Source organism: Chitinophaga ginsengisoli, from assembly GCF_003014595.1.
In the GTDB taxonomy this organism is placed as follows: domain Bacteria; phylum Bacteroidota; class Bacteroidia; order Chitinophagales; family Chitinophagaceae; genus Chitinophaga; species Chitinophaga ginsengisoli.
Map to the genome: position 1 here is coordinate 652,049 of NZ_PYGK01000002.1, position 14,901 is coordinate 666,949.

At 43.4% G+C, this 14,901-nt stretch carries 12 protein-coding genes; 5 read left to right on the forward strand and 7 right to left on the reverse strand.

All coding sequences use genetic code 11. The features are described from left to right. Positions 1 to 17 precede the first annotated feature (17 nt). Positions 18 to 1,280 carry a M57 family metalloprotease gene (locus CLV42_RS07190; protein ID WP_146154329.1) on the reverse strand — a complete coding sequence of 421 codons (1,263 nt, stop codon included), beginning with the start codon at positions 1,278 to 1,280 and terminating at the stop codon, positions 18 to 20. 267 nt (positions 1,281 to 1,547) lie between these two features. Between CLV42_RS07190 and CLV42_RS07195 the strand changes: the two genes are divergently transcribed. Then, complete coding sequence (locus CLV42_RS07195) at positions 1,548 to 3,314, forward strand: phospholipase D-like domain-containing protein (protein WP_106601213.1); 1,767 nt, start codon at positions 1,548 to 1,550, stop codon at positions 3,312 to 3,314. A gap of 88 nt (positions 3,315 to 3,402) precedes the next feature. Here CLV42_RS07195 and CLV42_RS07200 read toward each other — a convergent pair whose 3' ends face one another. Continuing rightward, positions 3,403 to 4,929: an SMI1/KNR4 family protein gene (locus CLV42_RS07200; protein ID WP_106601214.1), complete on the reverse strand. Its 1,527-nt coding sequence runs from the start codon at positions 4,927 to 4,929 to the stop codon at positions 3,403 to 3,405. A gap of 166 nt (positions 4,930 to 5,095) precedes the next feature. Between CLV42_RS07200 and CLV42_RS07205 the strand changes: the two genes are divergently transcribed. After that, entirely contained in the window at positions 5,096 to 5,596 is a 501-nt protein-coding gene (locus CLV42_RS07205; RefSeq protein WP_106601215.1) for a nuclear transport factor 2 family protein, read from the forward strand. A gap of 13 nt (positions 5,597 to 5,609) precedes the next feature. On the opposite strand, the gene CLV42_RS07210 is transcribed toward CLV42_RS07205, so the two are convergent. The 5 genes from CLV42_RS07210 to CLV42_RS07230 all read right to left on the reverse strand — a co-directional run bounded on the left by CLV42_RS07210 (position 5,610) and on the right by CLV42_RS07230 (position 11,917). Continuing rightward, a complete protein-coding gene (locus tag CLV42_RS07210) occupies positions 5,610 to 5,915 on the reverse strand; it encodes a hypothetical protein (protein WP_146154330.1) in 306 nt (101 codons plus the stop codon). Between the two features lie 254 nt (positions 5,916 to 6,169). Further along, positions 6,170 to 8,566, reverse strand: coding sequence for an ABC transporter permease (locus CLV42_RS07215; protein ID WP_106601217.1), 2,397 nt, complete (start codon positions 8,564 to 8,566; stop codon positions 6,170 to 6,172). Between the two features lie 242 nt (positions 8,567 to 8,808). Beyond that, positions 8,809 to 9,576 carry an MBL fold metallo-hydrolase gene (locus tag CLV42_RS07220; RefSeq protein WP_106601218.1) on the reverse strand — a complete coding sequence of 256 codons (768 nt, stop codon included), beginning with the start codon at positions 9,574 to 9,576 and terminating at the stop codon, positions 8,809 to 8,811. A gap of 64 nt (positions 9,577 to 9,640) precedes the next feature. Then, positions 9,641 to 10,522 carry an AraC family transcriptional regulator gene (locus CLV42_RS07225; protein WP_106601219.1) on the reverse strand — a complete coding sequence of 294 codons (882 nt, stop codon included), beginning with the start codon at positions 10,520 to 10,522 and terminating at the stop codon, positions 9,641 to 9,643. Positions 10,523 to 10,639: 117 nt separating this feature from the next. Beyond that, the gene (locus CLV42_RS07230) at positions 10,640 to 11,917 is read right to left on the reverse strand and encodes an alpha/beta fold hydrolase (protein WP_106601220.1); all 1,278 of its coding nucleotides are present in this window, start codon (positions 11,915 to 11,917) and stop codon (positions 10,640 to 10,642) included. Positions 11,918 to 12,010: 93 nt separating this feature from the next. Here CLV42_RS07230 and bla point away from each other — a divergent pair, with 93 nt between their 5' ends. The 3 genes from bla to CLV42_RS07245 all read left to right on the forward strand — a co-directional run bounded on the left by bla (position 12,011) and on the right by CLV42_RS07245 (position 14,900). Next, entirely contained in the window at positions 12,011 to 12,898 is an 888-nt protein-coding gene (gene bla, locus CLV42_RS07235) for a subclass B3 metallo-beta-lactamase (protein WP_106601221.1), read from the forward strand. A gap of 251 nt (positions 12,899 to 13,149) precedes the next feature. Beyond that, positions 13,150 to 13,740, forward strand: a complete 591-nt coding sequence (locus CLV42_RS07240) for an RNA polymerase sigma factor (protein WP_106601222.1) — start codon at positions 13,150 to 13,152, stop codon at positions 13,738 to 13,740. Positions 13,741 to 13,865: 125 nt separating this feature from the next. Beyond that, on the forward strand, positions 13,866 to 14,900 hold the full coding sequence (locus CLV42_RS07245) for a FecR family protein (RefSeq protein WP_106601223.1): 1,035 nt from the start codon (positions 13,866 to 13,868) through the stop codon (positions 14,898 to 14,900). Position 14,901: the final 1 nt, after the last annotated feature.

Genomic DNA, 14,901 nt, shown 5'->3' on the forward strand with positions numbered 1-14,901 from the left:
AAATTACATCATTGAGCTTAGAGCGCCTGAATATACCAGCGTTGGTTATTGCCGTTCAGCCAGGCCCACTGTTGCATAATAGAGCCATCGCTACCGATATTGTTGGCGTCTACGTCCAGCACCTTTGCGCTACGTTTGTTAATGATCGCGAAGGTACCGTTGCCCTGTGGTTGTAACACCCATTGCTGGTTGTCGCCACCGAGCCAGTCCCACTGCTGTATCTTAGCGCCATTGCGGGCAATAATATTCGCATCAGCATCCAGTACTTTGCCACTGGCTAAACTGGTGATACGGTAGTAACCATTGCCCAGGTAAGTGAAGGACCATTTCTGGTTAGCACCATCCAGCCAGCTCCATTGCTGTACTTTGGTACCATTGTCGTTAATAAAGTTAGCGTCTACGTCCACTACTTTGCCACTGGCTTCACTTACGATCCTGTAGTTACCGTCAGCAATCGGGTTGCTGCCAGTGATGTTACCATACAGGTAATTGAGGGCCACCTGGTCGTTGGCATTGAAAGGACGGCTTACGCCAGTACCGATACAGGCCAGCATCCAGCTGTTAGGATCGCCTGCTGTCGGCGTACCAGGTATATGGTCAGCACCTACGCCGGCATCGCCTTCATTGCCACCGGAACCGCAGCTATAGGCACGGTTGAAATAGTCCGTGTGACGGTAACCGATAGTGTGACCTATTTCATGTGCGATGATCGTAGCCATCCATCCCTGGTTAGGCGTATTGCCGATATAGGCGGCGTTCAGCTTGATAGGGCTTGGCGGATTGCCATAAGCATCCGGGAAACCGGCTGACTGTCCCAGTACACCTGTACCGAGGGCAGCATTGATGATGTCGATCTCTCCGCCGCTGGCTACACGCTGAAAGGAAATACGGAGGCCCATTGCGTTGTAACGGGCAATGGCTTCATCTGCTGCGGCAGTATAGGCAGCAGGCAGATTAGTAACAGAAACAGTGATCACACGATGACCGGAAGTGGCAATGATATTCCAGGTCTGATATTGTTCCGCTTTGGCGATCACCAGTTTGTGTGGATTCGCTTTTTCTTTCAGCGATTTGTCTGACAGGAAGATATCGCCTTCCACCACGTAACCGTCGTCCACTCTTCTTATTTCCTGTGTATTAAAGCCCATAGATTTGATCTGAGCGATCACGTCTTTAGTGATCTCATTAGGGGACTGCTTTTGTACCTGATCTTTCTGACAGGAAAAGAGCATAAAACTGCATACGAGGGTGCATAGGAATGCCTTCAAGAGATGCTTCATTGTGTTGTTCATTTGGGTTTTGGGTTAAGAGACATCGTAACTAAAGGGGAAGGTGAGGCCCGGGGTTACTTTGAGTTTTGAGTTTGGCTATTTAGTGTTCAACGCCGCCGAAGATACAAAAAAAGTGAATAGTGTATCTATTTTCATCCTCAGCAGTAAAAAAAATACAAAGTAGTTGGTATTGTGAGGAAAGTCGCTCTTTTGTAGCTTACATTATACAAATCTCTCTTAATCTCTTGTTCTAAGTCTTAACCTTAACTATCTGTCATGTCAAAGAAAATCAGTCTCGTACCGGACCTTGGGCCAGAGGCCAGCGTTCAGGTTCCTAAACCTGAAGTAAAAGCCTATGCGAATAATGACCAGGTGATCATTGCCTGGCACTATTCAAGGCCTATTAAGGATTGCGTTGGTTTTGCAGTATACCGTCAACTAAATGATGAGACAGAAGCAGAGGCAGACGCATTGCCCAACAGAGTGGGATTTGCAGGAGAACCATTCAAAAATGGGGAACAAAGGCCCAGTACCGAATGGCCGATCCAACGTTTTACATGGACAGATTTCTCTATCAGCCATGGAGATAAAGCGCGATACAGCATCGTGCCGATTTTATATGATGGCACCAGACTGAAAAAAGACCGCAGGAATGCATCCGAGTGGACTCCTTACATACATGCAGATACCGGTGTTGACTTACAGGGTAATGCATCCCGATATCATGCTTACTTTAATCGTGGTGTAGTGTCTTCACAATTCTTTTCCCGGATGAGGGAGATTTTTGCCGATGAACTGCCAGGCAAAACGTTAAAAGCAATTATTGAGGGTAAGAATAACAGGATCAGAGATTTTCTCGGTGGCTTTCTGGATAACCGCCTGTTCGGGCTACTCGACCAGGTAATCGTCGACAATACGTTGACTATTAATGCTGCATTCTATGAGTTACACCAACAGGATTTCCTGGATAAGCTGTGTCAGATAGGGAATCGTGCACACATCATTCTGGCCAATGGAGCTGCCAAAAAGAAAGGAGAGGACAAAAATGCTGATTCAAGAGCGCTCATTAAACAACACCATGTAGATGTCTACGATCGTATAGTTGATGTCACACAAAAACATTTTGCTCACAATAAATTCATTGTTATCAGTAAAAACGGACATCCCCTGAAGGTATGGAGCGGAAGCACCAATATCACTCCCGGAGGCATGTTTGCCCAGGTAAACAATGGAATCCTCATCGAGGATCCTGCACTGGCACAAATTTACCTGGATGAATGGACGGCTTTAAAAAGAGATGTTGAGGAAGATAAAAATGAATACGGTGACGCATTGTACGAACACAATAGTTCGGCCAGACCCTTTGGAAATGATGATTCGAGAGTCTGGTTCTCTCCTACCTCTGATTTTAAAGACCTGGAAGATGTTGAGAGTATTATGGAGGACGCTAAACACAGCATCCTATTTCTCATGTTTAATCCCGGGCCAAACAATACCTTCTTTAACTACATACAGGACCTGCAAAGCAGGAAGAAATCTCTCTTCATACATGGCATCATCAATCAGGATCCCGGAGCATCAAGTGGCAACCCACTTATATTCTTTCATAAAGGACAGAAAGTTGAGACTGACTGGGATGCCATTTTGCCGAAAAACGTGTCGGAAGCCTTTTCTTTCTGGTATAAAGAAATCAGTGCCGGATTGGTTACCATCCACAGCAAAGTATTGGTGATTGATCCTTTCGGTGAAAAGCCATACGTTATAACCGGCTCTCATAACTTCGGGCCAAAGGCCAGCAGGACAAACGATGAAAACCTCCTTGTCATTCAGGATGCATCATTGGCAACTCAATATGCGGTAAATATCATGGCTGTCTATGATCACTATCGTTGGCGCTACTCTTTATTTAACCAGGCCTCCGATTTTACGGGACTGACCAGGGACAGGGAATGGATGAGAGACTACATGAGTGATAACCTCCGTATGAAGGAACTGAAATTCTGGCTTCCACCTGTTGGCCGGGATAGTACAGTGATCATTTAAAAGATATAATGAGGTCTCTCTGAGACTGATGTTGATAAACAAGAAAAAACCGTCTCATGACTTTCATGAGACGGTTTTGGTCTATAATCTAAAGCCAATCTCCATCCTTCGGAGCCTCATCATAGCCTACCAACGTAGCGTGTACACTCCCGGCTATAAATTCCAGGAACTTCAACCGCTTCTCAGAAGCTGCCCCAAAACAGCCTCTGGCTTCTGCGCCATATTGTAATGTATCCGACCATACCTCTCCTTCAAACTCACCGTTCGCTATGAGGAATAATTCATTCTGTCCCCAGGAGTAGCCAATAGGCAGGCAACCATCTGTTATTTCCGCATTATCCGGCAGTCCGAAAAGCGCTTCCATATTACCGTCAAAAGTGTCTTCCCATTCCTCATCGTCAGGGTATACCCAGGCCATGACACCATCCCCTACATCATGGATCTTAGCCGACGTTATAGGGAAAGGTCTTTTTATCTGATCAATCACTTCATCATCGTAGGCATCAATCCCCGGCACTTCATCCATCTGGAAATAGACATCGCCACCGCTGCCAATCTCCATGAGATATACTTTATACTCACCGGGCAAGACGAAGCCATTTGTGACTTCAAATGCGTCCAACTCGTCCAATGACCATTTACGCAACTCAAAGTCTTCCGTGACCGTTTCATTCTCTTGTTGCTTATGATAAATCGTTTCCAACCGGATCTCCGCCATCCGTTGTTTGATTGTATTTAGTATAGCCGCATGTTGCTTAACCAATGGATGATCAGGATAGATGAACTGATCTGTCACCCTTGCTTTCTCATCTTTCACAGATTGGAGATAGGCCTTATGCGCTTCCTTTTTCCGTTGTGTTTCCGCTTTATTCCAGCGTATATATTCTTTATCCTTTTTCAAGTCCTGAAAATCGGCATAGGCTGGGTCTCCTGACAGCACTTCAGACACGATAGCATAAGCCTCATCCGGCCGGTTCAGCTTCAGGAGTAAGCGCACCTTAGCGTCCTTTATATATTTATTCGCGTCCCTGTTTGAAAGCCTGTAGCCACGCTCTAATGTTTGCAATGCTTCCTCCAGCAGTGTAACATCCTCTTCTTCTTCAAAAGCATACCAACCTATCTGATTAGCATATAATACCATCATGTCTTCCTCCCATGATTGCCAATGCCCTTTATCGGGAAAAAGCGTCATACATTTTTTCGCCTGGGCCAACATCAACGACTTGTATTTCCCGCTGTTACCTAATATTGTAGCATAGTTCCAGGTCCGGAACTTCCTGTCTTCCAGCACAATCAGCAGCGTGTTTTCATACACTACTATAGTATCTTCCGGCAATATATACGAGGTCATTCCGTTTTTCTTTACTACTTTTTCAGCTGGTACATCTGCAGGATCGTCAGGATTGATGAGCAAAACGGAGGCACTGGTAGATTGCATTCCCCCCTTGGGGAAGCTGATGGGCAACAGGGAGATCATCTTATCTATGTTGGAGACGATCTGATCTACATCCCGCTCGTTATGTATCTGTGAAAGGTCTTCTTCGAGATTGGTGTACAATGCATTAGTAGCAGTATAGAGTTGCCTGAACTGTTGGATCTTCTCTGAGTTGGTCATTAGGGTTATTGTTTACTGTTAATCGGCGAAAGATACATAAGATATCTTTAGCATTTATCGATTAAACCGGTTCCTTCCCGATTTCTTCTATTTTTATTCTCAGCCTTTATTATCTTTAATCAATACCACAATCCCATTATCAATATACCAATATAAATCCCAAACAATGAAAACATACCTGACATTGCTGTTCATCGCCATCTGCCAGCTGTCTTTTGCACAAACTAACCAGGAACTATCCGCTACCATTGTACGTCAGGATAGTCTTTTCTGGGACGCTTTCAACAAATGTGACACCGTAAAAATGGGATCCTTCTTTACAGAAGATGTGGAGTTCTATCATGACAATGGCGGCCCTACCATTGGCCTGTCTGCCCTGGTACATACATTCAGTGTGAACCTATGTAGCAATAGTACTGTCCATCTAAAAAGAGAAGCAGTTTCAGGGAGCTTTAAGGTGTTTCCCATGAAAAAGGCTGGCGCGATATATGGGGCCATACTTTCAGGTGAACATATATTTTATATTCTGGAGGCCGGCAAACCGGCACAGGCAGATGGAATAGCGAAGTTTACACACCTCTGGCTCTTAAACAATGGCGTATGGAAGATGAAAAATGTGTTGAGCTATGACCATGCGCCTGTACCGGAAAAAGGACACAGGCAATGATATTTCCCCTGTGCTATATCTGCTTTAGTTTTACCTCTATTTTATCGCCGTCAGATTTAATCGTGACTACCTTCTTAATGGTTGCTCCGACGTTGACTGCAACATCATAAGATTTTGTATTGGCACTTGTGCCCTGGAATATGCCGTTGATATAAGTATCCGTATAGCCGACTACTTCCGTTCTGGTGCCCTTATACACGTATACAAACTCAGTATACAGTAAATAATCTCCGGGCATCAGGCTGGTAAACTCGAAGTGCCCTTCGTCGTCGTACACCGTTGTTGTTTTGATGCAATCCGCTGCCTCCTGAGTTAACAAAACAGCTCATTTCATAGGTACCGCTTTTGATCCATTTTTTATCGAGCACGTTCTGACCAGGAGTTATTACTGACTGCGCCTGGCTGCAGTTACCTGTAACAAGAAGGATGACAGCAGAAAAGAGGCCTATAATACCGGAATGTATACTACCAATTGGCTTCATGTTTCTTATGTTAATCGTTCACCTACAATTGGCCAAAAGTAATATATATTCCGGCTATTTCAGATACCTGTAAACAGGTAGATTTTGAGCTTTATTCACTCCGCAAAGACTGTACAGGATTTGCCATTGCTGCTCTTATCGTCTGGAAACTGATAGTGACCATTGCGATACATGTTGCGATAGCTCCCGCTACCAGGAAGATCCACCAGCTGACGTCAATACGGTAAGCAAAGCCGTCCAGCCAGTGATTCATTACAAAGAAGCTTAGCGGTGAAGCGATCAGAAAAGCAATGATTACAAGCTGCAGGAAATCTTTGGACAATAAACCTGCAATACCAGCCACTCCGGCTCCCAACACCTTACGTATGCCTATTTCCTTCGTACGCTGACGGGCGGCTAAATAAGACAAGCCAAACAATCCCAGACAACAGATGAAAACAGACAATATTGTAACATATGCAATGATCTGCTGCCAATGCTTATCGTCCCGATACTGACGAGCGATATCGTCATCTATAAAACTAAACTGAAAAGGACTATCCGGCAGGTACTTTTTATATATCCCTTCTATAGCCGCCAATGCCTCGGCACCCCTACCCTGTTTGGTTTTAACGAGCAAATGTTCATAATTCTTCATCACCAGTACGGCAGGACCAATCTTTTCTTTCAGCGAATTATAGTGGTAATCTTTCATAACGCCCACGACTGTCATATTCATATCACCACCCCATTCGCCGATCAGTTTCACTTGTTGCCCAAGAGGATTCTTCCATCCTGTCTGTTTCACAAATGTTTCGTTGACGATAACCGACCGTGAAGAATCTGCACCAAATGCAGGAGAGAAATTCCTTCCCTGCTGTAGTGAGATCCCTAAATCAGGCAGATAAAACTCATCTCCCCTTACCTTATGGCTGAAGATGGTCCTGTCATTTACTTTTACCACGTTATTATCTCCCCATGAATTGAAGCCTGCTACCTGTACCACAGAAGGCAATGCTGTCAGTGCTGTACGGAAAAGCGGTACCAATTGATCAGGATTACGCTGTGGCGGAAGTTTAATGTCGATGATACCTGAGGGATTATAACCCAGTGCCTTATTCCCAATAAAAGTCATCTGCAGATAATATATCAGAGAACCTGTAACAAAACCAATAGCCAGTGTGAACTGGAAAACCACCAGGCCTTTGCCTAACCATCCTCTTCCTGCACGTGTTTTTTGCTTACCATACAGTACTGCTACTGCATTAAACCCTGACAGAACGAAGGCCGGGTATAATCCCGTCATGATAACGCTTATTGCAAGAATACCGAGTTCCACCATCCATATCTTCGCGTCCTTTATAAGGTGCAATTCAATATGACGGCCGGTGAATGAATTGACTGCCGGCAACAACAATTTACTGCATACAATTGCGAGCAGAAAAGCCGCTATACATAATAGAGCTGCTTCTATCAGAAACTGGCTGATGATCTGCCACCTATTACTACCGTTCACCTTTCTGATACCAATTTCCTTGGCTCTTTGCAGGGAATGCGCGATAGTCAGGTTCACAAAATTGATACAAGCCATCAGCAAAATAAATGCGGCTATACCAGCTAATAGGTACAGGGTAGTATGCAGACTTCCATCATATATACCAGCTTCGCTTTGCACTGCACCCTCGTTAAGATGCATATCAGTAAATACTTCCAGACCAAACGAAATTTTTGTGGAAATATCCTCCCGCCGTCCGGCCTCCTTTAGTTCACCTGCTGCTTTAGCCTGGAATATACCTGCAAACTTCTGCGCTACCTTCTTTGCATCTGCCTTTGGATGCAGTAAGACAAAGGTGCTGAGGTATTGATTCAACCAACTGCCATCTTTAAAGAATTTTTCCAAAAACCTGAAAGGCAGTACCACCTCAAAACGAATGGAAGAATTTGAAGGTATGTTTTTCGCCACTGCCGTTACGGTAAGTGTCTGCATCCCCTGTTCCTCTATTTTTAAAGTTTCCCCTACTACATCCGTTCTTCCGAAATATTTCAGGGCGGTCTGTTCTGACAATACAATGGAATGAGGGTCTGTCAATGCAGAAGCAGGATTACCATACAACAAAGGAAATGAAAATAGCTTAAAGAAGCTACTATCCGCAAATAGCCCCTGCACCTGGAAGGCCTTTTCATCCCCGATAATATTAAAGCCTCCTACATTCCAGAAACGCACATAATCCACTATTTCAGGGATCGCCTCTTTAAAGGCAGGGCCTTGCACCTGTCCAGATCCACTGCCGGTTGTTGTTACGCCATTTCTATCAGTGATGGTAGTGGTAATACTATACAGCTTCGATCCCTTTTCGTGAAAGGAATCGAAGCTCAGCTCATTTTTCACAAACAACACCACCAGTAACACACAGGTCAGCCCAATAGCCAATCCTGCTACATTGATAAATGAGAACAATGGATATTTGCGGAAATTCCGCCAGGCTAGCCTGGTATAGTTTTTTAACATAAGGGACAGTATTGATAAGTTAATATAACCCAAACGTATGAAACCTTCCGCTGCTTTTATTTATCCGGTGGACGTATTTTAAGCACCATTAGAGAGACTATGTATATCTTAGAACAAGAACCACCAACTTATCCTGACGCGAGAACCTAATTTGTTATGAATGGCAATCTATATACACGCAGCTACCCTGTTGTAATAGATTTGATGTGCCTCCTATACACATCAAATCTATCAGCAGTTTTCTATAGTACAACCGTTTCACCATTTGCCGGAATGATCAGTTTATCGGCTCCGACATTAAATTCGTTGGCTTTCTGCCGGAGAGAAGCTCTTGTGGTATGGCAATGATCTAAAGCCTCCATGTGAACGGCAATAATCTTTGCGTTGCCGCTTTCCTTTATCAATTGTATTGTCTGGTTTTCCTCCATCAGGATTGGTGTTGCCTCATATCCTGGCCATATTGCACCTCCTGAGTTGATTACAATATAATCAGGTTTAAATCTCTCGATACTCTCCGCTACCAAGGGCATCCAGATGCTATCACCCACTATATATATAGTAGGTTGTCCTGCTGCTTTCAATACAAAACCAGAAACAGTACCCATTAGTTTCAGGACTTCACCACTTCCATGTTCTCCACCGGTTCTGTAAATAGTTATACCATTCCAAGCGGTGCTATCCTCTACAGTTTCTGCATTGATAAACTTTTCATTTTTGAAGTACGCGTCATCAGCTGGCTGATTGATCAGTTTGACAGACTTATCCAAAGCCTCACTGGCATAAGGATCAAAGTGGTCACGATGAGTATGGGTTACCAGCACCAGGTCGATATCTTTAGTAATGTCTTCAACAGGCAATGGCAAATCGACCATCGGGTTCCTTGCTGCTCCGGTAAAGGAGTCATATGCATCTTTAGGCCCCAGCATCGGGTCTACCAATATTTTCTTACCTGCATAATTGATAACCAATGCTGCGTTTCTTATTAATTGAATACTTGCGTTTATAGCCATGATTAATTCTTTTTATTATTCCACAAAGCTAGGTAAACAACAAAATGCTATCTCTATCAAAACCCTAGGAAATGATACCATTTTGATAACCGGCATGGTTCGTCAGAAATTCAGTAGTGGTAAGCCCTGTTTGTGTCTTGAAGAAACGCATGAGGTGATTGGGTTCGGGAAAATTCAGTTCATAAGCTATCTGGGCCACTGTGAGCCCGGAATGAATAAGGTAGTTCTTTATTTCGAAAAGCAGGCGCTGTTTTAACAGATCAGTTGCTGTCACGTTAAATTGTGCTTTGACAGCTTTATTGAGTGATATTCTGCTGATGCCCAACATGTCTGTATAACCGTTGATCCGCTGTTTCTCCTTAATATGAATCTCCAGCATCTTTTTGAACTGGTAAGCATAGTTATTCTCCGGCTTATCAAGTGACAGGTTATGTTTATTGGCATATTTCCTGTTTAGCTTCTGCAACAGATAATACAGCAAGGAACGTATAATATGAACACTATCCGTTTTTGTTTCAACCAGTTCTGACTTGATCTCCCTTAATATCTCACAGGCCTTTTGCATCTCCTCCTCAGTTACGATAATATTGAGGGCATATTCCAATTGATAAAAATATAATAAGCGATAGGTAAATAATTTATCAGCGAAAAAATCATTCAGAAAATCTTCCTGGAAAATGAGAGCGGTAAAATCCAGGTTGTCTGGTGGCAACATCCATTGCCGCTTCTGAAAAGGAGAAATAAAGACAATAGAATTGTCTGTAATATTGATCTTCTGCTGGTTTAGTATTAATGTACCCTTCGCCTTCTTAAAGAACAGGATTTCGAAAAAGTCGGCATTATAAACATCGGAATTAAGGTAGCTGTCCTTTAGCCTTCCGTCGGTCAGTACATTCAGTAAAAAATCGACGCCACACTCTGTTTTATGAAATTTTATCGTTCTCACCTTTAATGCTGTTTATCAACAATGAGTATACATTCCCGCTGGCTTCCCTCATCGCTGCATCTACTTTGAAGTAAAGCTACTAATTAATGGTAAATAAAAGACGCCTGCCAGCCCCTCCTATGGCCTTCCAAAAAAGTCAAGTACCGCCTTATTGAAGGATGCCGCATTCTCCGTCGGATAATCGTGCGTTTCCTTAGGTGCAATCAGTAGTGTACTTCCAGTTATATGTTCCGCGATCTGTCTGGTATGTCCTGGCTTTATGAGGTCATTCTCACCAGCCATTACCAGTACCGGACAATGAATAGTCTTTAAATCATCAAAAGAATACCTGGGTTCAGTTAACAGCATATTGATCAGCCGTATCCTGTTCTTTGCCCATGCGGTAGTATCATTCTTTAATTCCTTCAACTGCTGGTCTATCACTTTGAACACCAATTTCACGACAACTGTTTTATCTATAAAAACATTGGCGCCCATTGTCGCCAGCTTCTTTACTTTGGCAGGATACTTCATTGCCATGATCAGGCCTGTATTCCCTCCATCACTCCAGCCAACGATATTTGCACTGTCGATATGCAGATAATCCAGCAATGCGTTCATATCGGCTGCAAACAGATCGTAAGTGTATGTTTTGCCATCATCACCTGATTTCCCTTGTCCACGTGTATCTACAGCAATTACTTTGTATTTCTTAGAAAGCTCCGGTATCTGTAATTTAAACGAATTGATCGACGCTGAATTCCCGTGCAGTAAGAGCAGCGGTTCCCCCTCTCCGTACAACTCATAATAAATTGTTATGCCGTTTACCAGTGCATATTGGCCGACGCTGTCGTTTGTACCAAATGTGGGCCTTGCTTTAAATGCGGAGCCATCTACTTTAATAGACTTATTGCCATGAAAAGCTGTATCATTTGTCTGGGCCATCTTAAAGCCTGGATTCTTAAAAAAGCTCCAGTTTTGCAAGGAGTCCTCTTCAAAATCACCGTTAGGAAGGGGTATTTCTTCAAATTGATTTTTAGCCCTCTCTACCCATAAGCGGAAATGATCAAAATAAAAAATACCACGCCGTGAAAAGAGGCCACCAATCACCAGGTAAGCAGCATCTTTATCAATTTTGCCATTTATAGTATACACCGCCCAGTTGTTGGAGCGAATGGGCTTATCAGTCATGTTGTAGAAAAAGCCCATTTTCTTATTCGTTTTATCAACACGAGCCCATAATTCCGCTTCTGCTGTTGAGTCTATAAGCTGTACTTTGACAGCGGCTTCCAGTTTGAATTTTTTACCCGCGATATCAGTAGCTTTTATGACCCTGGAAAATGCGCTCCAGTCATTGCGCGGTTGGGCATACAGGAATACAGGGAAAATAAAGAGAAGGCAGGATAACAATTTCATATAAGGTTTTGAGATAGTTGTAAAACGATAGCAAGATAAAAAACTCCGCCTTATTAATGGATGAAATATCTTTGCTGCCTACAATTCTATCAAATGCCAAAGATCTCACTGAAAAACACCCTCCTCGCCACCGCCCTTTCATTTTCCACGCTGATGGCCAATGCCCAGCAGGTACATGAACCCAATCTCAACAAACCCGAATGGTCTGCCGCATACCAGCCATTCAGGATAGCCGGAAACCTGTATTATGTAGGAACATATGACCTCTGTAGTTATCTCATTACTACGCCCAAAGGGAATATACTTATCAATACCGGTCTTGCAGCTTCTGCCCCAATGATCAAGGCTAATATTGAAGCATTGGGTTTTAAACTGTCAGACACGAAGATACTCCTCACCTCCCAAGCCCACTTCGATCATATGGGCGCCATGGCTGCCATCAAAAAGATGACAGGCGCCAAATTTATGGTAGATGCCGGCGACTCGGCCGTGGTCAGGGATGGAGGCAGGTCTGATTATGCTATGGGCGGCCATGATACCATGCTTTTCCAGCCAGTGAAAATAGACCGTATCCTACATGATAAGGATGTGATCAAACTGGGTGATATGCAGATTACCATGCTGCATCATCCCGGGCACACAAAAGGCTCCTGTAGCTTTCTTTTTGATGTAAAGGATGATCAGCGTTCCTATAAGGTCCTGATCGCAAATATGCCGACCATTATTACAGATAGCAGCTTTGTTGATATACCGGCTTATCCAACAATAGCCAGCGACTATGCATATACCCTGAAGGCCATGAAAAGCCTCAGCTTCGACCTATGGGTAGCATCACATGCCAGCCAGTTTGACCTTCATAAAAAACATCAGCCAGACGACGCCTATAACCCGGCGGCCTTCCTGGACAGAAAAGGATATGATCAAAACCTGGAAGATCTGCAAAAAGAATATGACCAGAAAATGAATGCAACAGCTAAATAATTGTGTTTACTGCCGGGATGTACATACTATGGCCCGGCAGTAAATCATTTCCCCTCTCTCCCACCTGATAACAATCCCCTGGTCACAAGCCAATCAATTGTAAAAATGACATTAATTCTCTGAGTATCACTATTTCCGGAAATATTTTGCTGTATAAAGGGCTGAAAGTTCCGTGCCCTGGTGGATGGATATTTGAAATGTAAAACATTTTTACCACATTCGCAGTAAACAAAACAGATCAGCCAAAATTAATGAGGGAGGACAATGTCATATGGAATGCTTTCCGTTACGGAGATGAATCTTCCCTGAAAGTGATATTTGACGAGTACTATACCCCCCTTTTTAATTATGGTCATAAGTTTTCACAGGATGACCATCTTATTGAAGATGCATTACAGGATCTGTTTATTAAGCTCTGGAAGAACAGGAACAACATAAAAGAAACGGAATCAGTTAAGAATTATTTATATAAGGCTTTCCGCCGGGTATTGCTTCGTAAACTTGATGTTCAACAGCGCAAATATAATTTTACAGTACTGGAACAGGGACTTGACTGGAGCCAGGAACTGGGCTATGACCAAACGCTGATCAGTCGTGAACGGCTGGAGAAAATACGTAAGAACCTCGCCACGGCATTGGAAAAGATGTCGCCACGGCAAAGGGAAATTATCCACTTACGTTATTACGAGGAAATGGAATATGAGGAGATAGCCGAACTAATGCAACTCTCCGTTTCCAGTACTTATAAACTTGTCTATAAAGCGATCGATACGCTCAGAAACCATCTCTCCAGGACTGATCTCCTCCTCCTGTCCATCTTATTGTCATTAAAAAAGATCTAATGTAGCAGTATGAATGGTAGTCGTTTTTAGAAATTATTCATTTTAATGCCTTAAAAATAAAATTATTGACTTTTTAGCCGGCAAACGGGATAAAAAGTTAATAAGCGGTGTATTTAATTACAGCTATGGAACATCAGCAGGATTATAGTCAATATACCACTACCAACTTCTTCAGCGATGAACAGTTCATTCGTCACGTCCTGAACGGAGATGAGGCTTCTGCTGCCTACTGGGATCTCGTAGCTAAACAGTATCCGGAGAAAGTGACTGTCATGGAAGAAGCACGTATCTGGGTACTATTAATAAATAAACAGCCGGCATATCATCCGGCTACAGACCAGTCGCAGCTGTGGTCAAGGGTCAGCACAGAAATATCAGCATACGAACATCAACAGCAGCGGTATTACAGGCCGCTGAAAATCGCCGCCAGATGGGCAGGGTCCATTGCAGCAACCATCCTGTTATTTATAGCCATCAGAGAATGGGCAGCGCAGGGCGAAAGATCATACCGGACGGATTTTGGCAAACATGAACAGATCATATTACCAGATGAATCGGTCGTTACCTTAAATGGCAATTCACTCATTTCCTACTCCCGTACCTGGAAATCAGATAAGCCAAGGGAAATATGGCTGCACGGCGAGGCATTCTTTGAGGTAAAACATGTAGCAATAAAGAACCGTCTTCAGGAGTCAGATTCATTCCATGTACACGTCAGCGATCTTGAACTGACTGTACTCGGCACCCGGTTTAATGTAAAGAACCGCCGCAACACAACAGAGATCTCACTCCTGGAAGGCAGGATCAGAATAGAAAAGACAGGCAAAGGCGCATTTGTCAGGGTACTTAAACCAGGAGACGCATTTGTATACGACAGCAGCAAACAGCAACTGAAAGATCTGGAGAGAAAGCCGCAGATAAACAAAGCATGGACAAACAATGAAATGGACCTGGATGGGTATACTCTCCAGGAGATCCTGAACGTATTGGAAGATACCTATGGATATGAAATCACATTACAAACGCCACAACTGGCGCAGAGAAGGCTTACAGGGACAATACCGGCAACGAATGCCGAAGACATTCTTTTTGTGTTAAAAAAGGTGTTTAATCTTAAAATCAATCAAAAAGGGAATCATTTAATTATCAGCCAAAATTAGT

What these genes read in the sequence shown, in the direction of transcription:
- CLV42_RS07190 (WP_146154329.1), bottom strand. Translation starts at nt 1,280, where the DNA reads ATGAAGCATCTCTTGAAGGCATTCCTATGCACCCTCGTATGCAGTTTT.
- CLV42_RS07195 (WP_106601213.1), top strand. Translation starts at nt 1,548, where the DNA reads ATGTCAAAGAAAATCAGTCTCGTACCGGACCTTGGGCCAGAGGCCAGC.
- CLV42_RS07200 (WP_106601214.1), bottom strand. Translation starts at nt 4,929, where the DNA reads ATGACCAACTCAGAGAAGATCCAACAGTTCAGGCAACTCTATACTGCT.
- CLV42_RS07205 (WP_106601215.1), top strand. Translation starts at nt 5,096, where the DNA reads ATGAAAACATACCTGACATTGCTGTTCATCGCCATCTGCCAGCTGTCT.
- CLV42_RS07215 (WP_106601217.1), bottom strand. Translation starts at nt 8,566, where the DNA reads ATGTTAAAAAACTATACCAGGCTAGCCTGGCGGAATTTCCGCAAATAT.
- CLV42_RS07220 (WP_106601218.1), bottom strand. Translation starts at nt 9,576, where the DNA reads ATGGCTATAAACGCAAGTATTCAATTAATAAGAAACGCAGCATTGGTT.
- CLV42_RS07230 (WP_106601220.1), bottom strand. Translation starts at nt 11,917, where the DNA reads ATGAAATTGTTATCCTGCCTTCTCTTTATTTTCCCTGTATTCCTGTAT.
- bla (WP_106601221.1), top strand. Translation starts at nt 12,011, where the DNA reads ATGCCAAAGATCTCACTGAAAAACACCCTCCTCGCCACCGCCCTTTCA.
- CLV42_RS07240 (WP_106601222.1), top strand. Translation starts at nt 13,150, where the DNA reads ATGAGGGAGGACAATGTCATATGGAATGCTTTCCGTTACGGAGATGAA.
- CLV42_RS07245 (WP_106601223.1), top strand. Translation starts at nt 13,866, where the DNA reads ATGGAACATCAGCAGGATTATAGTCAATATACCACTACCAACTTCTTC.